The sequence below is a fragment of the Anaerobacillus sp. CMMVII genome (assembly GCF_025377685.1).
Classification (GTDB): Bacteria; Bacillota; Bacilli; order Bacillales; family Anaerobacillaceae; genus Anaerobacillus.
The window spans coordinates 396,210-415,054 of record NZ_JACEHK010000015.1 but is presented as its reverse complement, the minus strand read 5'-3'; the positions used below and the strand labels follow the sequence as shown (position 1 = coordinate 415,054).

Sequence of the window (18,845 nt, the reverse complement as noted above, 5' to 3'; positions counted from 1 at the left end):
CATTAATCACTAACAGTTAGTCGTTCGATGCGTTTCTCTTGCTTACCAACAATGAGTCGTTGCACATAAACACTTGGCGTATGAATTTGCTCCGGGTGAAGTTCGCCTATTTCATAGAGCTCTTCAACTTCAGCAATCGTAATCTTTCCTGCAGTAGCAATCATTGGGTTAAAGTTTTGCGCTGTTTTGTTATAAATTAAGTTTCCAAGCTTATCGCCCTTCATTGCTCTAACTAAACTAAAATCAGCAACAAGAGCTTCTTCAAGCAAGTATTCTTTCCCATTAAAAACCCGAGTCTCTTTGCCTTCAGCAATTGGAGTTCCTACTCCAGCAGGTGTAAAAAAGGCCGGAATCCCTGCACCACCAGCTCGAATTTTCTCTGCTAGCGTTCCCTGCGGTACTAGTTCAACTTCAAGTTCTCCAGATAATACTTGACGTTCAAATTCTTTATTTTCACCGACATAGGATGCAATCATTTTTTTAATTTGCTTGTTTTTCAACAGCAAGCCAAGTCCCCACTCATCCACACCACAGTTATTGGAGATGACAGTTAAATCTTTGACCTCTCGCTCGAGTAGTGCTTTAATCAAATTTTCGGGAATTCCAACTAAACCAAAACCACCTACCATTAAAGTTGCTCCATCTTGAATATCTTTTACGGCATCAACAAATGAAGTATAAATTGGTTTCAACAATCTCACTCTCCCTTATATAGATAAATGTTAAACAGGATAAACTGGATGTTTTCTTTCAGAGAACACTACATATTTAGACATATACATCGAAAGGCGAGTACTTAATTCATGACGTAGTGAGTTGGCTGGGATAATTCCATCAATAATTAATTCTGAAGCTAAACGATAAATATCAACATCTTCGCGGTACTCACTTCGCTTTTCCTCAATAAATGCTGGACGCTCTTCTTCACTTAGCTGAGCAATTTTGTTCGCATAAACAGCATTTACCGCTGCCTCTGGCCCCATAACAGCAATCGAGGCTGTTGGTAAAGCTAAGCAGCAATCGGGATCAAATGCTGGACCCGCCATCGCATAAAGACCGGCACCATAAGCTTTTCGGACGATGATTGAGATTTTTGGAACAGTTGCCTCAGCCATTGCTGAAATCATTTTTGCCCCATGGCGAATGATCCCTGCACGTTCTACTTTTGTTCCAATCATAAATCCTGGAATATCCGCTAAAAACACAAGTGGAATATGGAAAGCATCGCATAATGTAATAAACTTAGCTGCTTTATCAGCAGAATCATGGAACAATACGCCACCTTTTACTCGCGGCTGATTGGCAATAATTCCGACTGATTGGCCATCAATTCTTGCAAAGCCTGTTAGTAGCTCTGGAGCAAAAAGCTTCTTAATTTCAAAAAAGCTATTCTCATCAACAACACGATTGATTAAATCAACCATATTAAAAGGAGCATTTTGGTTTTTTGGAATAATATCTTCAATTGATTTATCAAATTCTTTAACCTTAACTGTCTCTACGATTTTCGGCTTTTCTAAGTAGTTTTGCGGTAAGTAGGATAAATATTTACGTGCTTGATCAATGGCATCAGGTTCATTTTTTGCTAGAATATCTCCACACCCTGAGACTGAGCAATGCATTTTTGCTCCACCCATTTCCTCCAGCGTTACTTTTTCACCTATGACCATTTCAGCCATCCGCGGCGAGCCAAGGTACATGGAAGCATTTCCTTCAACCATGATGACCACATCGCAAAATGCTGGGATGTAAGCACCGCCTGCAGCTGAAGGGCCAAAAAGAACACAAACTTGTGGGATTTTCCCTGAAAGCTTTACTTGATTGTAAAAAATTCTTCCTGCTCCTCTACGACCTGGAAACATTTCGATTTGATCAGTGATTCTAGCTCCCGCTGAATCTACCAAGTAAATCATCGGTACTTTTAACTTTTCAGCAGTCTCTTGAATTCTGATAATCTTCTCTACCGTTCTTGCTCCCCATGATCCAGCTTTTACTGTTGAGTCATTGGCCATAAAGCAAACAGATTGTCCATTGATTTTCCCCATTCCAGTGACAACACCATCAGCAGGCAATGTCTCATCCTGGCAGTTAGCTAACAGGCCATCTTCAATCTCAACACCCTCATCTAATAATAGGTTTAGTCTCTCTCGAACAAAAAGTTTCCCTTTTTCTGCGTTACTTTGATGATACTTCTCGGCGCCACCTTTTGAAATTTGGGCGACACGCTCACGTAAACGATCTTCTAACGACATTCCGTTAGCCTCCTTCTCTCTATTCACCAGTATAATTTGGCGGTCTCTTTTCTTTAAACGCTTGTAAGCCTTCTAAACGATCTTTTGTTGGGATTGTAATTTCATAAGCGGCTTGTTCAAACGCTAAACCTGCTTGAAGATCCATTTCATACCCCTTGTCGATAGCAAGCTTAGCTTGAGAAATCGCAATTGGGGCATTTTTACATATTTGTTTTGCAAGTTCCATTGCTTTGCTCATAAAATCCTCGTCCACATGCTCCACAAGACCAATTCTTTCAGCTTCATTTGCCACTATTTTTTTCGCTGTATAAATTAACTCTTTGGCTTTTCCCTTACCAACTAAACGTGCTAACCGTTGCGTTCCACCAGCACCAGGAATAATTCCCAGAGAAGTCTCGGTTAGTCCCAGCATTGCTCTATTAGCTGCTATTCGAATATCACAAGCAAGGGCAAGTTCAGTTCCACCACCAAGTGCTACCCCATTTATTGCTGCAATGACAGGCTTTGGTAGCTCTTCAAGATCGTTAATCGTCTTGCGAATGAGGGCAACCGTCTTCCGAACCTCCTGTTGATTCATTGTTGCTCGCTCTTTTAGATCAGCGCCTGCACAAAACGCTTTTTCACCGGCACCAGTAATAATGACACAGCGAATTGCTGGATTGTATTTTATTTGTTGGATAATTTCTTGGAGTTCAGTTAGCATTTGAACAGATAAGGCATTGGCTTTTTCAGGGCGGTTTAGTAATATGATGGCGATTTCATTTTCTTGTATAGAAAGTATTGCTTCACTTCCCACCACTTCTCCTCCTTCCAAGTAAACTAGTACTCTATCAACATTTACTACGATTAATTAACATGCTATGACTCATAAGTCTTTTATTTAGACATGTTTCAATAAATTGAGCTGCATCTAGTAACTTTTCATCTTCAATATTTGTTTCAATACCCATCTTCTTTAACATGTAGTTCACATCATCGGTAGCAACATTTCCTGAGGCACCCGGAGCGTAAGGGCATCCACCTAAACCTCCTAGTGAACTATCAAATACAGTCATCCCCATTTCTAGACTTGCGAAAATATTCGCTAATGCTGTACCCCTTGTATCATGAAAATGAAGGGCAATTTTTTCTTTCGGAAACCGTTTTAAGAACTGTTCAAGGAAAAGTTGAACTTGTCTTGGGGTAGCAACTCCAATCGTATCCCCAAGCGATAGTTCAGAAACTCCCATTTCAAAAAGTTTTTCTGTCACTTCTATTACTTGATCAATATTGATTTCACCCTCGTAGGGACAACCAAAAACAGTGGATAGATATCCACGAACAGACTTTTCGGCAGCTAAAGCATCCTTTACAACTCCGTTTAGTACAGGGTATGTTTCTTGGATTGATTTATTAATATTTTTTAAGTTATGTGATTCACTAGCAGACATAAAAATTGAGATTTCATCAATGTCCGCTTGTAACGCTTTTTCTAAGCCTTTTTGGTTTGGCACTAAAGCCGCATAGGTGACGCCTGGCTTTTTCTCAATCCTTGTCGCTACTTCAAAACAGTCCGCTAATGCAGGTATCCACTTCGGATTTACAAAGGAAGTAACCTCAATATAAGATAGTCCAGTTTCAGAAAGCATATTAATCCAGGATACTTTATCGTCAACCGTAATAATCGTTTTTTCATTTTGTAGGCCATCGCGTGGACCAACTTCTTTTATCGTAACTTTGTTAGGAAACATAGCGGCCTCCTGTTACTCAACAATGATTAAAACATCATCCTCATTGACAAAATCACCTTCATTAATCTTGACACTTTGAACTGTCCCGGACACCTCTACAGCAATTGGAATTTCCATTTTCATTGATTCTAAAATGACGACATCTTGGCCTTCTTCGACTTGATCGCCTTCTTTTACTAGTACCTTCCAAACATTTCCTGCCATGCTTGCTAAAACTTTCTCCATGTTCTTTTCCTCCTATAATTTCGGTTATTTTGATTGGTTTAAATATGTTTCTACGAAGCTAGTAGTCGTATCGCCATTAATAAATGCATCATGCTCGGCTACTCGTTTTAGCATTGGAATATTTGTTTTTATTCCCTCGACATGATACTGACTTAATGCTTTTTGGAGTTCATTGATCGCACTTTGTCGATCATTTCCCCGCACAATCAATTTTGCAATCATTGGATCATAAAAAGGAGTGACTTTACTCGTTTCATCAACACCCGTTTCATTCCGTATATTCTCACCTTGTGGAAGAATGTAAGCAGTAATTTGACCTGGTGATGGAAAAAATCGAACCGGATCCTCTGCATAAATTCTTACCTCGATGGCATGCCCCTGTAATTGAACATCCTCTTGTTGAAATTGTAGTAATTCACCAGAGGCTATTTTCAATTGCTGTTCGACTAAGTCTAAACCTGTAATTTCCTCTGTAACAGGGTGTTCTACTTGTAATCTTGTATTCATCTCTAAGAAGTAAAAATTCTTTTCCTCATCTACTAGAAATTCAATTGTTCCGGCATTTTCATAGCCAATTTCTTTTGCAGCTCTCACTGCAGCTTCGCCCATTTTCCTCCTCGTTTCAGGATCTAGAAATGGTGATGGGGCTTCTTCTACTACTTTCTGATGACGTCTTTGGATTGAGCATTCTCTTTCCCAAAGATAAACGGTATTCCCAGCTTTATCTGCCAGCACTTGAATCTCGATATGCCGCGGGTTAGCAATATATTTTTCTAAATACATCGCACCATCGCCAAAGAAATCTTGAGCACGCTTTTGGTTACTAGCAAACGCCTTTAGTAATTGTTCCTCATCTTGAACAATTTGCATGCCAATTCCGCCACCACCACTTGATGCTTTTAACATGACTGGAAAGCCCATTTCGCGAGCCCTAAGAACTGCTTCCTCAGCATCAACTAATGGTTCATTCCCACCTGGAACAATGGGCACATTGGCTTTTTCCATCGTTTTCCTAGCCTCAATTTTACTACCCATACTTTCAATTACCTCGGGGCTAGGTCCTATAAACGTAATACCCGCATTTTCACACGCTCTAGCAAAGTTGGCATTTTCTGATAAAAGACCGTATCCTGGATGAACAGCCTCTGCTCCTGTATGTTTAGCTATCTCAATAATTTTCTCCACTTTTAAATAGCTTTCATTTACTCTAGGTGGACCTAGTAAAAATGCTTCATCTGCGTATTTTACATGGAGAGCCTGGGCATCTGCTTCTGAATAAACAGCTACCGTTTTTATGCCTAGTTTTTTACAGGTGCGCATCACCCGAATGGCAATCTCTCCACGGTTCGCAATTAATATTTTCTTAAACATCGGCTCACTCCTCTTTTTTTCTCTCTATTATTTAGCTTTAAGTGACTTTTGTTAGCGCAACTGACTGCTCCCGTAATTTAAATTTTTGAATTTTCCCAGAAGCAGTCATTGGGTATTCCTCACAAAAAACGATATACTTAGGGACTTTATAGCGGGCGATTTTCCCTAAACAGAATTGGCGAATTTCCTCATCTGTAGCTGTTTCACCTTCTTTAAGTTTCAACCAAGCAACTACTTCTTCACCAAACCTTTCGTCAGGCACACCTACCACTTGAACGTCAACAACTTTGGGATGCTGATATAAAAACTCTTCAATTTCTCTTGGATAAATATTTTCACCACCACGGATGATCATATCCTTTAGACGACCTGTTATCTTACAGTAACCATCATCATCCATTACAGCTAAATCCCCTGTATGTAACCATCCCTCATGGTCTATGGCAGCACTCGTTGCTTCTGGATTTTTATAGTAACCTTTCATAACTTGATATCCTCTTGTGCATAACTCTCCTTGAACCCCACGAGGGACCTCCTCGTTTGTGGTCGGGTCAACAATTTTCACCTCCACTTTTGGAAGTGCTTTTCCAACTGACGCTACACGTAGCTCAATAGGATCATATACCCTCGTTTGCGTAATAACAGGAGACGATTCTGTTTGACCGTAAGCGATCGTGATTTGGTCAGCCCCCATTTTTGTCACTACGGCTTTCATGACCTCAATCGGACAAGGTGAACCAGCCATAATTCCAGTCCTTAAACTAGATAGATCATACTTATCAAAATCAGGGTCATTCAGCTGTGAGATAAACATGGTTGGTACACCATGAAGAGCTGTACATTTCTCTTGTTCAACTGCTGTTAACACATCTTTTACATTGTATTCTTGAACCGGAACCATCGTCGCCCCTACAGTGACACAAGCAAGGGTGCCAAGGACACAGCCAAAACAATGAAAGAAAGGAACTGGAATACACATACGATCCTGCTCTGTTAAATTCATACATTCTGCAATATTTACTGCGTTATTCACAATATTATAGTGTGTTAACATAACCCCTTTCGGGAACCCCGTTGTACCAGAAGTGTACTGCATATTAATTGCATCATTTGGATGAAGTGTGGAGATGCGTTTTACTAACTCCTGATCGGATACCTCATCTTTAAAAGAAACAATATCCTCCCATAAAAAAGTACCAGGATAGCTGGTTTCACCTAGGACAATCACGTTTTTTAAAAAAGGGAATTTTTCTGATTGCAATTTGCCCGGCTCTGCTTCTTTTAATTCAGGAATGATTTCATACAGCATTTCAATATAAGAAGTATCTTTAAATTGCTCCATTAAAATTAACGTTGTGGAATCAGATTGTTTTAATAAATATTCTAACTCTGACGAACGGTAATTTGTGTTCACCGTTACTAACACTGCTCCAATTTTACCTGTGGCAAATTGACTGGTCACCCACTCTGGACGGTTGGACGCCCAAATTGCCACATGTTCGCCTTTCTTGATCCCAAGCTTCATTAATCCTTTGGCAACGTCTTTACATTTATGATTAAATTGCTCATAAGATAATCGTAAGCCTCGATCTGGGTATACGAGGGCATCTTTCGTAGGAAATTTATTTGCAACACTCTCTAGCAACTCACCAATAGTTAATTTAATTTCGGCAGCCATTCCACGCCTCCTTATAAGTGTTCATAAATTTATGTATCTGACTAGTTTAGAAAACTAGTCAGAAAGACTAAACTTTTACTTAACTTTATGAAAGTAATTGACGAGCAATCACCATTCTTTGAACTTCTGAAGTTCCTTCACCTATCTCCATTAATTTTGCATCTCTCAAATAGCGTTCTACTTGATATTCACGCATATAGCCATAGCCACCATGAATTTGAATGGCCTGATTACAAACTCGTGTAGCCATTTCAGAAGCAAATAACTTCGCATATGCAGCTTCTTTCTTAAATGGTTTATCTTGATCTTTTAACCATGCCGCTTTTAGTACCATGTTTCTAGCTAATTCAATTTCCATCGCCATATCAGCTAATTTAAATTGAATGGCTTGGAAATTAGAGATAGCCTTCCCAAACTGCTTTCTTTCTTGAGAATATTTTAAAGCTGCTTCAAATGCCGCTTGAGCAATTCCAACTGCAAGACTAGCAATCGAAATCCTTCCGCCATCTAATGTATAAAGAAATTGTCCGAAACCTTTTGTGGATCGCCTAATAAATTTGATCTAGGTACACGAACATCTTCTAAAACTAATTCCGTCGTATTGGAAGCTCGAACCCCCATTTTTTCATACGGTGTATTAATTGTAAGTCCCTTCGTATCAGTCGGTACGATGATTGCTGAGATGATATTTTTTCCTCGCTCATCTTTTCCCGTTACCGCTGTCACAATCACTGTTCTAGCAAAGGAGGCATTAGTGATCCAGCACTTCTCGCCGTTGATAACAAAATCATCTCCATCAACAATAGCCTTTGTTTGTGTTCCACCAGCATCTGAGCCTGCATTAGGTTCAGTTAAACCAAATGCCCCTAATGATTTTCCTGAAGCTAGCGGGACAAGATGCTCTCTTTTTTGCTCTTCAGTTCCAAAATAATATAGCGGACTTGCACCTAATGAAGTTGTTGCAGCATAACTTAAGCCAGTACTTCCGCAAGCTTTCCCAATTTCCTCAACAGCTAAAATGTAGGAGATGGTATCCCCACCGGAACCGCCATACTCCTCAGAAAAAGGGATTCCCATCAGTCCTAACTCCCCCATTTTTCTAAAGGTTTCAATTGGGAAGCGTTCAGTTTTGTCTAACTCGGTCGCATAAGGAGCAATTTCGTTTTTCGCAAAGTCCCTAACCATTTCTTTGATCATTTGTTGTTCTTTTGTTAATTCAAAATTCATTTGTATCCCCCTTATTTTCCAATGTAAGTGTTTTCATTTTCTCTCAAAAGAAAAACTTGACTTATCACCCTGAACAACCGCTCATTCGGTTCAAAACCAAACTTCAATTCTATTATATTATAATATTTAGAATTTTAATAATATTTTTCCTTGAAATTTTGAAAGTTTGTCACTTGACAAGATGGGTCTGTATTAAAAGCTAACTTTTACTGATACAATACTTATAGAATTAACGCGAAAGAGGAGACTTTACTTTGACAACAAATCGTCCTTATTTGAACTTAATCCAACATTCAGTAAAGAATGATGGTGTATCTTTTGAAGAAATTGTCCCGAACTACTTGTATCGTGCCATACTAGGAGAGAAATCTTTCTTAATGCATGACGTTGAGGTTGGATTAAACAATAGCGCAGCAGCAAAAACAGCGATGAGTAAGTCTGGAACGTATGAGACTTTAAAATATTACGATATCCCAGCAATTGAACACGCTTTTTTAATGAACACTAGTTCGAGATTTAGCAAAAATGACTCTTTTGAACTAGCCAAGCAGCTATTTTCTCAATGGAATAAAAAGGTTGTAGTAAAACAGGATAACGGCTCTCAAGGAAATAATGTTTATAAAGTAACGTCAATAGAAGAGTTAATTAAGTGCTTGAAACTACTTTTTCAATTAGGAGTCAACGCTTCCATTAGCCCATACGAAGAGGCTACGTATGAATATAGAATTGTCACATTAGCAAGCAAACCAAAATTATTTTTAGGAAAACAACGAACAACCTCATGGAAGCACAATTTAATTAGTGGAGCTATAGCAATTGATATTCCCGATGAACAAGCTCCCCAACTAGCTACTCTTGCTAATAAAGCAGCTAGTGCCTTAGAATTAGATTTCTGTACAGTAGATATTTTACAAACTTCTAGAGGATTACATGTCTTAGAAATTAATGAACAGGTCATGCTTGATGAATATTGTAAGAATAATCCTGACAGGCAACGAAAAGTTGCAGACGTATATCGAGAGGCCGTCCTTAGAAGATTTAAGAAAATCTAGCATTTTTACTGACACCTGTCCCTTTCAGACTCCATTCCATCGCATATAGTAGTAAATGGGGGAAAGGATTTTGCTGAGGAGGGAAATACCATGCCACACAATAAAGACTTAAGAGATGAGGTCAATGAACTAAAACAAAAGTTGTCCTTTTAGAGGATCGTTTAAAGCAATTAGAGGATGTTCCCACTAATGAAAAAACGGAAAATATGATAAATAAATCCATAGAAAAACTTCCGAGAGAAGATAAAATTATTGTCATGATTCAAGAAACACTTAGAAAAGAAAATATCGTAACAAATGAGGCTGTTGAAAAGAAGCTGGCGAAGCTAAAATTATGGTTATACGTATCAGCAGTTGGTATGATCGCTTTAGGACTAAGAATATTTTTATAACCGAGTGAATTTCATAATTACCCTAATCAAGCTAGCTATCACTCTAAATAAATAACCAAAATAAAAAAGCAAAGGACTCCCTTCGCTTTTTATTTATTTCTAAAATTGAATGGCCGTATCTAAGGCGATCTCAACCATCTCGCCAAATGTTTTTTGACGTTCTTCAGAAGTTGTTTCTTCTCCAGTTAACACGTGGTCACTCACAGTTAAAATCGAAAGAGCTCTAGCTCCAAACTTAGCAGCTAACGTGTAAAGAGCCGTTGTTTCCATTTCCAACGCTAAAATACCATGCTTCGCCCAATTTTCAACTGCTGCTTTATCTTCATTGTAAAATGTATCGCTCGTAAATACACTTCCGACGCTTACTTTTTATTGCGACTTATGGCAATATCATAAGCCGTTTTTAATAAATCAAAATTTGCTGTTGGAGCATAGTCAATTCCCTTAAACCTAACTCTATTCACAGACGAGTCAGTAGAAGCACTCATTGCAATGATCAAGTCCCTCACTTTCACATCTTCCTGAATAGCACCGCATGTCCCAACTCGAATTAAATTTTTGACACCATAGCTTTGCATTAATTCTTGTGCATAAATCGATATTGATGGAATTCCCATACCAGTTCCTTGGACAGAAACTCGCTTTCCTTTATATGTACCTGTAAACCCTAGCATTCCACGAACTTCGTTATAGCATTGTGGGTTATCTAAAAATTTTCAGCTATAAATTTTGCTCGTAACGGATCCCCTGGTAATAAAATTGACTCAGCTATTTCATTTTCTTTAGCACCTATATGTACACTCATTTACATTTCCTCCTACATGTCTAATTCTCATACAAAAAAATCCCCTTATAACCATCTCTATTAAGCTTTCCTTTGTGAGAGACGTTATACATGAAGGGACCTTTAAAAATATGTTATTGCGGTAAGTTTTTTTCCCTTTTAACCCTAGCTTTTTCAATAACTAATGTTTTTTTCGTAACCAACCTTTTTCTTTCATCAAAACAAGATGTTGTCTTTAGCTTCTCTGCAAGTGCTTTACCTTTTCAATATCCTTACTACTCAAAAATCACTATAATCCATGAGCACAACCCTTCCTGTATAAATTGTTATACAACAAAAGATCCTTATCTTTTAGACGCACTCTCGATCTGTTATATATTAATTATAACACAATATTTCCTCGAATTAATAAAAAATACCTAATCAGGTAGGAAGGGACTAACCTAAGTAATAGGTTAGTCCCGCGATTTTAACAACATTCGTTAATTCCAACCATAACAAGGCCAGAACCTTGTGGAGTTTCTTGGAAATCCAGGGTTAACCCCTCAGTTTGGTCTTTAATGCTTTTTTCAAATGCTACTTGTACACCGTTAATTGTTTCAACGATATCCTGGTCTGTTGCCTCTTCCAGAGACAATCCTAATTTTGGGCCACCTCAGCCCATTCCTGCAAAAATGACTTTAATTCCTTTTGCGTTGTTTTGTTCAAGTACTTCTTGAATAACGCTTTTGCTTCCTCTGTAATTTTCATTTTTTCACCTCAAAAATCTTTCATGAAGTATTCTAAAAAACTAAGCTTTGCTTAGTAACAAGAATATTTCCCTAAAAGTATAAATTATCATGCTTAATTATCGTACCAATAATATTTATTATTCACAAGGAAGAAGACCTGTAAACGTAAATTCTTTTAGCAAAATATACTTCAAGAAATACAAAAAGCAGGTAAAGTTGTTTACCTACTTTGCATGAGTATTTATTGTCTCAAGATCCTTTGTTTTAAAAACACCTTTTAATTTTGTAACGAAAGAAACCGTCCTAACGTCGTTAATTCCATAAAAAATACGGATAATAATTAGAAAATAAACAACAATAGTTAATAAAATAAGTCCATACACCATAACGCTCTCACTCTCCTGATTGAGAATAATTTTCACTATCATTATATGCTTTATGTACCCTTATTTTCAAGAAGTTTTTGAACATTTTTTGAAAAGTTCCTTTATTTCGAACTTTAAGTTTTAGGTTGACAGTCTAGTTTTTGTTCGATAACCTAAACAAGACAAATGAATACCTTCGTTAGGTGAGGCTCCTGTGCTGGAGATATGCTGCTGCCCAAAAATGTCCAAAGACGCCAATGGGTCAACAGAAACTATCGACTTAAGGTGGTTTTTAATGTAGCTGGATGTATTCCTATGCCGCACAGTGCTAAAGCTCTACGAAAGAAGGACTTTTACGCATTAGCTTACTTCCTTACTAAAGTATGCTTTTTTCCGTATGCTATTTAACACCTTCATTCGTAGAAGGTGTTTTTTGACGTTTTAAAAAAGGTGGTGGGGAAATGGATCCTGACTCGAATAGTAGTCATTTTTTAATGCACAATACTAAAAACAAAAGCAGGATTTTCATTTTCCATTATTGGTTTTTGGGGTCCTGAGAAGGAGGTAATTCCTATGGTAAGATTAGACCAAGAAAATCGTGAAGGCTATACTAGACAATTAATTGAAACGCTAAACGATCAAAACATTAAAGATTTCAGAGAATTATTTTTTGAATTACACCCAACAGACCAAATTGAGTTATTCAATAAAATTACGAAAAAACAGCGCCATACTATATATAAATTCCTATCTCCTGAGGAATTCGCTGAAATTTTTCAAGGATTAGAGCCTGAGGAGCAAAAGCAATATATTGCTGAACTTCAGCAAAATTATGCGATAGATGTTATTAACAATATGTCTTATGACGACATCGCTGACTTTTTAGGTGAATTACCTGAAATAACAAAAGAGCTTTATCTAGGAATGATGGAAACAGAAGAGGCTCAAGAGGTTATCCATTTATTAAAATATGAGGACCAAACTGCAGGGGCAATTATGACAACTGAGTTCATTTCAGTGTCGTGCATGGAAACTGTCGCCGAGGTAATGAAGAGATTGCGTACTGAAGCGCCTGAAGCAGAAACCATTTACTACCTTTATGTTATCGATCAACAACTGAAACTCGTCGGTGTTGTTTCCTTAAGAGACTTAATTATCTCTCCTTTAGAAGAAAAAATTGAAGAAGTCATGTTATCAAGAGTAAAATCTGTAGAAACACATACAGACCAAGAAGAAGTAGCTAGGATTATCAAAAAGTACGACTTTTTAGCGATACCCGTAACAGCCCAAGGCAAACTTGTCGGGATTATTACGGTAGATGATATTATGGATGTTGTTGAAGAAGAAACAGAAGAAGACTTTGGTGAAATGTTTGCTGTAAGAGGATCATTAGACACGAACGTAACCTCTTTTACAGCTGCTAAAAAACGTTCACCTTGGATTATTATGTTGATGTTTCTTGGACTAATAACTGCCGGGGTTATCGGTCAGTTTGAAGACACACTTGAGGAAGTCATTTTACTCTCAGTCTTTATTCCTTTGATTATGGGGTCAGCGGGTAATACTGGAACCCAAGCCTTAGCTGTTGTTGTTCGAAGCTTAGCTTTAGGAGCCGTCGATAAATCAACGATTAGTAAAATGCTACGCCGGGAATTTGGAACTGGTATTATGTTAGGTTTAATTTGCGCCATCACCCTACTTATTTTAATTCCGTTGCTATATCCCCAAGGAGGATTTTGGTTAGCAGGTATTGTTGGTTTATCCCTATTTGTAACATTAAGTATTTCTACAATGGTTGGTGCCATTGTCCCATTAATTATTAATAAGTTTAAGATTGATCCAGCAGTAGCCTCCGGGCCCTTCATTACAACTATTAATGATTTATTAGGATTAATTATTTACTTTTCAATCGCGACCGCTTTAATTGATTTTTTACCACATTAAGCGATTGTATATTTCAAAAACTCTGCTCAATGCAGAGTTTTTATACATTTTATTTTTATGTTGCGACTTTCACTGGTTTCGCAACATATTAATCCTCATACCCCGTCAACACAACGCATCTATAGCCTATTAATCCAAAAATCGCACACAATTGTGTGCGATTTCATTCATACCATTTATTTAATTAAATAAACCCTAGCCTCATATGGCTTTAAAGAGAAATTGCTTACATCGCCAACGCTTTCAGGATAATTCGATACAACCAATTCACTGGTAGTAAAATGAATGTCATCAGGAAGTTCAAATGTTGGCTCATTGCCATAGAAGTTACAGATGACAACAAGTTTTTCTTTGCCTAAAGTCCTAACATAAGCAAAGATTTCAGGATCATCTGCCAAAATCAAATCATAACCGCCATAAACGATTATTTCATGTTGTTTACGGAGACGAATTAAATTTTGATAGTAGTAGAAAATGGAATTTTTATCCTCAACAACAGCTTTTGCATTGATCTCTTTGTAATTTGGATTGACTTCTATCCATGGCGTTCCTGTTGTAAAACCGGCATGCTCACTGTTGTCCCACTGAACTGGCGTCCTTGCATTATCTCTACCTTTAACATAGATGGATTCCATAATTTTCTCATGTGGAACACCTTGCTCACGTTTTTCTTTGTACATATTTAATGTTTCAATATCTTTGTATTGCTTGATATCCTCAAAGCGAATATTCGTCATTCCCATTTCTTCACCTTGGTAAATATAGGGCGTCCCCTTCATCATATGCAATAAAGTGGCTAGCATTTTTGCCGATTCTACTCGGTACTCCTTATCGTTACCAAAGCGTGAAACCATGCGTGGTTGATCATGATTATTAAAATAAAGACTATTCCACCCAACAGTTTCTAATCCCTTTTGCCATCCAGATAAATTCTCTTTGAGATCATGTAGTTTTAGAGGACGAAGATCCCATTTTCCATCAGGACCTGAATCTAAATCAACATGTTCAAATTGAAAGACCATGTTTACTTCGCGTGTATTCTCATCTGTGTACAATCTAGCTTGGCGAGGGGTTACCCCAGGCATTTCTCCAACAGTCATTACATCATAATTTGCCGTTGTCTTTTCATGCATTTCACGTAAAAATTCATGAATTCGTGGACCATTCATAAAATACTCGTGACCAGAAACATATTTTTTCTCAGCGTCAGCTGGTGCACTAGGTAATCCCTCAACTTTTGAGATGAAATTTATTACATCCATTCTGAAGCCATCAATACCTTTATCAAGCCACCAATTCATCATCTGATAAATTTCTTCTCGCAGCTTCGGGTTTTCCCAGTTTAAGTCTGGTTGCTTTTTAGAAAATAGGTGTAGAAAGTATTCATCTGTTGTTTCATCATATTGCCAAGCAGAGCCACTAAATGCAGATGCCCAATTATTTGGCTCTTCACCATCTTTGCCTGGACGCCAAATGTAGTAATCACGATAAGGATTATCCTTCGATTTTTTTGATTCTATAAACCACTTATGCTCATCTGAACTATGATTCACTACTAAATCCATGATAAGCTTCATACCACGACTATGAACCTCGTCTAAGAGTTCTTCCCAGTCAGACATCGTTCCGAACTCTTCCATAATATCTTGATAGTCACTTATGTCATAACCATTGTCATCATTTGGAGATTTATAAACCGGAGAGAGCCATATCACATCGATTCCAAGCTTATGTAAATAGTCAAGTTTCGAAATAATACCTCTTAAATCACCAATCCCATCCCCATTGCTATCTGCAAAACTGCGCGGATAAATTTGATATACAACACTTTCTTTCCACCAGGCTTTTTTCATAGTTATTTAGTCATCTCCCTTACCTTTATACATATAAAGTATAGCCAATATGTTCAATCATACTCTATCATGTTAACTTTGTGCAAACGGTTTCCTAAAAGAAGCACAGCTTTCCATCTTAGAGAGCACTTGCTGTTTCCAAACTATAAATTCGTAGTGGCGAACCTGAACGAACAGTTGAACGGCTAGATTATATTTACTGAATTGGATTAATAAAATGATCTAAGAAAAGCGCAAGCGCCCTGTTAAGCCCCGACTAGCAAATGTTCTTCGAGAATAAAAGTGTGCTCTTTCACTTTTATTCTCGAAGGTTATTTGACCTCGAGGGGCTGGGCGGTGCTCCTGCGTCACTACGTTTACTCGTCGCAAAAACTGCAATGAAGTAACTTCATTGATGTGTCTTGGAGCTAGACAGTTATTACGTTGAAATTTTATACATTCTTATCTTTTAAAAAAAGATTGATCTCCAAGTATTTGGAGACCAATCCTTTTTATTCTGCCTTTTCAAATAGACCTAAATCCTTTAATTCTGCGATAAGCTCTTCAGCGTCTGTTTCTGTACTAAATTCGACAACTTGACCAGGCTGTAAAGCAATTGCAAGTACTCCTAGTAAACTTTTTGCGTCGATTACCCAATGGTCTTTTTTAAGTAAGATGGTTTCAGGATACTTACTTGTCGTATTCACTAGCTTGCTAGCTGCTTCGGCAAAAATTGGTGTTAATACTTTCAGTTTCATTTAAGAAAACTCCTTTTAGATTAAGTTTTTAATTATTATAGCTGATACCATTATCTTATTTTACCAAAGAAATTGGAAGATATTTAATTAAATGTTAAACATTTTGTTAATATACTTTATCAGATAGTTTTGATCAATCAGTTCTTTCAATATAATAATATAAATCCGAATAAGAACTCCTACAACCTCTAATTCATCCTTAGAAAGTATACCGCTAAAATAATCTTATTTTCATTAATTTAAAAATTTTAAATTTTCTAAATTTATCCTTGAAAACGATTACTTTTTATTGTAAATTCAAATCAGAAGAGTATTTAATTTTTTATGCCTAGAGGGGGGGAGATTTTTAAATTTTACTGTTCTTGTTTAGTTTACCTTTTATTTTTTAATCTTGATTGAGCACTCGCTCAGATTCCACTAATCGTCGTAACGATACTTTTACTCAATTACAAAATCAAAGTAGACATAGTTAACGTACCAATCTAGATGGGAACAGAAGTATTTCACTTTAAAAGGGGGATTTTTTTTATGGACGCTTATAAAAAGGAAGTTTGGTTCACCATTATTATGTCATTGATTCTTGTAATTTCGGGTCACTTAGGTGTATTCTTTTCACTTTTTCCAGTTGAAGGGTACTTATTCGGGTTTCCAATTATGTACATTGTTCCTATCCTAGTTGGTTGGTTTGGTGTTCTTGGGTTAACTATCATTTCTGGAAAAATTGGTAATCACATTGATGAAGCTATTGAAAAAGAAAATCAAGAGAATGAAAAGCAAAGCGGAAAGGGGGTAATCTAGAATGGAAGATCAAGTTTGGCAAATAAGTAATCCGCTAGTTGGTATTATCATAGTTATTTTAACGTTCGTCCTGTTTTACGTTGTTGCCTATCTTTCAAACCGTGCAAGTTCTTCAGTCCAAGATTTATACGCCACTAAAGGTGGGGTAGGTCCGATCACAAATGGCTTGGCAATGGCCTCTACCTACATGAGTTTGGCAACATTTTTAGGGGTTACGGCACTTATATTACGTCTTCAAGCTCCATTTGTTATGCTATGGATCCAATTTATTTTAGCTATTCCATTAATTACGATCATTTACGGTGTAAGTTTACGTAGGATGGGTGCATTCTCTCCAACTCACTTTATTAGAGACCGTTATGGCAAATCAGCATCAATAATTGCTGCCCTTTGGATGATCCTCGTATCAATCATGTATGCATTAGGACAAATGATTGGTGTTGCGGTTACGTTTGAAACATTATTAGGAATTCCTTATATGACTGGTTTAATTGTTGGTGGTATCCTAATCATCGGTTATGTAACTATGGGTGGAATGAGTGGTGCAACGAATAACGCTGCCATCCAGATGGTTATTATTGCTTTAATGTTTATCGTTCCATTAGGGGCTATTATGAAGGCGATGGGAAGTACGGGTTGGTTTTTCCCACCTCTTTTCTACTCTGATATGGTACCAGCCATGTTAGAAGCTTTACCTGGTTTCTTTGATTATCAATATTCTGTTAAATGGTACGTTGCTCTAATACCGGCGCTTACGATTGGATCTCTAGGATTACCTCACTTAGCGATGCGTGTTTATACTGCATCAAGCTTAAAGAGCGCTCGTTCGGCAATGATTTGGTTCGCGTTAGCACTTGGATTGGTTTTCTCAGCAACTTATACCATGGGCTTTGCTGGAGTATTTGAAATGACCGCTAATGGTACGTTCATTGCTCCAGGAGACACAGACAAATTAACGATCATCTTAAATTTAGTATATAACCCAGAGTGGGTTACGGCCTTAGTTATTGCCGGGGCTATCTCTGCTGGTTTATCTACATTAAGTGGTAACCTTCTAGCTATTGGTGCTCTAATTTCTCAAGACATCGTAACAACACTTAAGCCTAATTTAACAAATAAAACAAAAGTAAGATTGGGCTATATTTCTATTGCCCTAGGTGGTATTGCAGCTGTACTTTTAGCTATAGAGCCACCAGCCTTTTTAATCGTAAGTATTCTCTGGGCCTTTGGTTTAGCTGGTACGACGAATGCTCCACTCATTATTATGGGAGTTTGGTGGAAGCAGGCCAACCGTTATGGCGCAATTGCAGCTTCTCTCTTTGGAGGAATTCTCTATGTCGTCGTTTCTCCATTCGTGTTCCCAGAAATCGTTGTTAGTGGTCATGCGTTAACTGATAGTATGGGATTATCTGGGGGAATGCTTGCTGTCCCACTTAGTTTTGTAATCTTAATTGTTGTCTCTTATATCACTAACCGTATCCCTTCATTGAATGATGAAACGTCTAAAGTCGAAATTAACAAGCTTGTTGAAAGAATTCACGGCTGGACTGATATTAATCCAAAGCGTTACAACAGTAGTTTAGGAGCATTTATCATTACTTTTGTCTGTGCATTAGTAGCCATTTGGGCGATCATGCCATGGCAGTTTTAATTAAGAAACAATTTAGTTTCAGCGTAGACCGACTGCTTCCGTTTCTAATCGAATA

Annotated in this window: 16 protein-coding genes, 2 pseudogenes and 1 riboswitch; of the genes and pseudogenes, 5 read left to right on the top strand and 13 right to left on the bottom strand. The window is 37.6% G+C overall.

What is annotated here, in order from left to right; genetic code table 11:
- Positions 1 to 2 precede the first annotated feature (2 nt).
- The 8 genes and pseudogenes from H1D32_RS19305 to H1D32_RS19270 all read right to left on the bottom strand — a co-directional run bounded on the left by H1D32_RS19305 (position 3) and on the right by H1D32_RS19270 (position 8,483).
- Positions 3 to 692: a CoA transferase subunit A gene (locus tag H1D32_RS19305; RefSeq protein WP_261179852.1), complete on the bottom strand. Its 690-nt coding sequence runs from the start codon at positions 690 to 692 to the stop codon at positions 3 to 5.
- Positions 693 to 722: 30 nt separating this feature from the next.
- The gene (locus H1D32_RS19300; RefSeq protein ID WP_261179851.1) at positions 723 to 2,252 is read right to left on the bottom strand and encodes an acyl-CoA carboxylase subunit beta; all 1,530 of its coding nucleotides are present in this window, start codon (positions 2,250 to 2,252) and stop codon (positions 723 to 725) included.
- Positions 2,253 to 2,271: 19 nt separating this feature from the next.
- Complete coding sequence (locus H1D32_RS19295) at positions 2,272 to 3,048, bottom strand: enoyl-CoA hydratase (protein ID WP_261179850.1); 777 nt, start codon at positions 3,046 to 3,048, stop codon at positions 2,272 to 2,274.
- 34 nt (positions 3,049 to 3,082) lie between these two features.
- Positions 3,083 to 3,982: a hydroxymethylglutaryl-CoA lyase gene (locus H1D32_RS19290; RefSeq protein ID WP_261179849.1), complete on the bottom strand. Its 900-nt coding sequence runs from the start codon at positions 3,980 to 3,982 to the stop codon at positions 3,083 to 3,085.
- Positions 3,983 to 3,994: 12 nt separating this feature from the next.
- Positions 3,995 to 4,207 carry an acetyl-CoA carboxylase biotin carboxyl carrier protein subunit gene (locus H1D32_RS19285; protein WP_261179848.1) on the bottom strand — a complete coding sequence of 71 codons (213 nt, stop codon included), beginning with the start codon at positions 4,205 to 4,207 and terminating at the stop codon, positions 3,995 to 3,997.
- 24 nt (positions 4,208 to 4,231) lie between these two features.
- On the bottom strand, positions 4,232 to 5,578 hold the full coding sequence (gene accC / locus H1D32_RS19280) for an acetyl-CoA carboxylase biotin carboxylase subunit (RefSeq protein ID WP_261179847.1): 1,347 nt from the start codon (positions 5,576 to 5,578) through the stop codon (positions 4,232 to 4,234).
- 37 nt (positions 5,579 to 5,615) lie between these two features.
- Positions 5,616 to 7,256, bottom strand: a complete 1,641-nt coding sequence (locus H1D32_RS19275) for an AMP-binding protein (RefSeq protein WP_261179846.1) — start codon at positions 7,254 to 7,256, stop codon at positions 5,616 to 5,618.
- Between the two features lie 85 nt (positions 7,257 to 7,341).
- Positions 7,342 to 8,483, bottom strand: a pseudogene (locus H1D32_RS19270) (acyl-CoA dehydrogenase).
- 254 nt (positions 8,484 to 8,737) lie between these two features.
- On the opposite strand from H1D32_RS19270, the gene H1D32_RS19265 reads away from it, so the two are divergent.
- Both H1D32_RS19265 and H1D32_RS19260 read left to right on the top strand, forming a co-directional pair.
- Positions 8,738 to 9,535: an ATP-grasp domain-containing protein gene (locus H1D32_RS19265; protein ID WP_261179845.1), complete on the top strand. Its 798-nt coding sequence runs from the start codon at positions 8,738 to 8,740 to the stop codon at positions 9,533 to 9,535.
- Positions 9,536 to 9,741: 206 nt separating this feature from the next.
- A complete protein-coding gene (locus H1D32_RS19260; RefSeq protein WP_261179844.1) occupies positions 9,742 to 9,927 on the top strand; it encodes a hypothetical protein in 186 nt (61 codons plus the stop codon).
- Positions 9,928 to 10,026: 99 nt separating this feature from the next.
- On the opposite strand, the pseudogene deoD reads toward H1D32_RS19260, so the two are convergent.
- From deoD to H1D32_RS19245, 3 genes and pseudogenes are all read right to left on the bottom strand, one after another.
- A pseudogene (gene deoD, locus H1D32_RS19255) lies at positions 10,027 to 10,732 on the bottom strand (purine-nucleoside phosphorylase).
- A 448-nt stretch (positions 10,733 to 11,180) separates the two neighbouring features.
- Positions 11,181 to 11,432, bottom strand: a complete 252-nt coding sequence (locus H1D32_RS19250; protein ID WP_396126263.1) for a HesB-like (seleno)protein — start codon at positions 11,430 to 11,432, stop codon at positions 11,181 to 11,183.
- 234 nt (positions 11,433 to 11,666) lie between these two features.
- Complete coding sequence (locus tag H1D32_RS19245; protein WP_261179842.1) at positions 11,667 to 11,828, bottom strand: hypothetical protein; 162 nt, start codon at positions 11,826 to 11,828, stop codon at positions 11,667 to 11,669.
- Positions 11,829 to 11,995: 167 nt separating this feature from the next.
- A riboswitch (M-box (ykoK) riboswitch) is annotated at positions 11,996 to 12,161 on the top strand.
- Positions 12,162 to 12,380: 219 nt separating this feature from the next.
- Between H1D32_RS19245 and mgtE the strand changes: the two genes are divergently transcribed.
- Positions 12,381 to 13,751: a magnesium transporter gene (gene mgtE, locus H1D32_RS19240; RefSeq protein WP_261179841.1), complete on the top strand. Its 1,371-nt coding sequence runs from the start codon at positions 12,381 to 12,383 to the stop codon at positions 13,749 to 13,751.
- 176 nt (positions 13,752 to 13,927) lie between these two features.
- On the opposite strand, the gene H1D32_RS19235 is transcribed toward mgtE, so the two are convergent.
- Positions 13,928 to 15,604, bottom strand: a complete 1,677-nt coding sequence (locus H1D32_RS19235; protein ID WP_261179840.1) for a glycoside hydrolase family 13 protein — start codon at positions 15,602 to 15,604, stop codon at positions 13,928 to 13,930.
- A gap of 491 nt (positions 15,605 to 16,095) precedes the next feature.
- Positions 16,096 to 16,341 (bottom strand): HPr family phosphocarrier protein, encoded by a 246-nt coding sequence (locus H1D32_RS19230; protein ID WP_261179839.1) that lies wholly within the window; start codon positions 16,339 to 16,341, stop codon positions 16,096 to 16,098.
- A 528-nt stretch (positions 16,342 to 16,869) separates the two neighbouring features.
- Between H1D32_RS19230 and H1D32_RS19225 the strand changes: the two genes are divergently transcribed.
- Both H1D32_RS19225 and H1D32_RS19220 read left to right on the top strand, forming a co-directional pair.
- On the top strand, positions 16,870 to 17,139 hold the full coding sequence (locus H1D32_RS19225; RefSeq protein ID WP_261179838.1) for a hypothetical protein: 270 nt from the start codon (positions 16,870 to 16,872) through the stop codon (positions 17,137 to 17,139).
- Between the two features lies 1 nt (position 17,140).
- The gene (locus H1D32_RS19220; RefSeq protein WP_261179837.1) at positions 17,141 to 18,790 is read left to right on the top strand and encodes a solute symporter family protein; all 1,650 of its coding nucleotides are present in this window, start codon (positions 17,141 to 17,143) and stop codon (positions 18,788 to 18,790) included.
- Positions 18,791 to 18,845 lie beyond the last annotated feature (55 nt).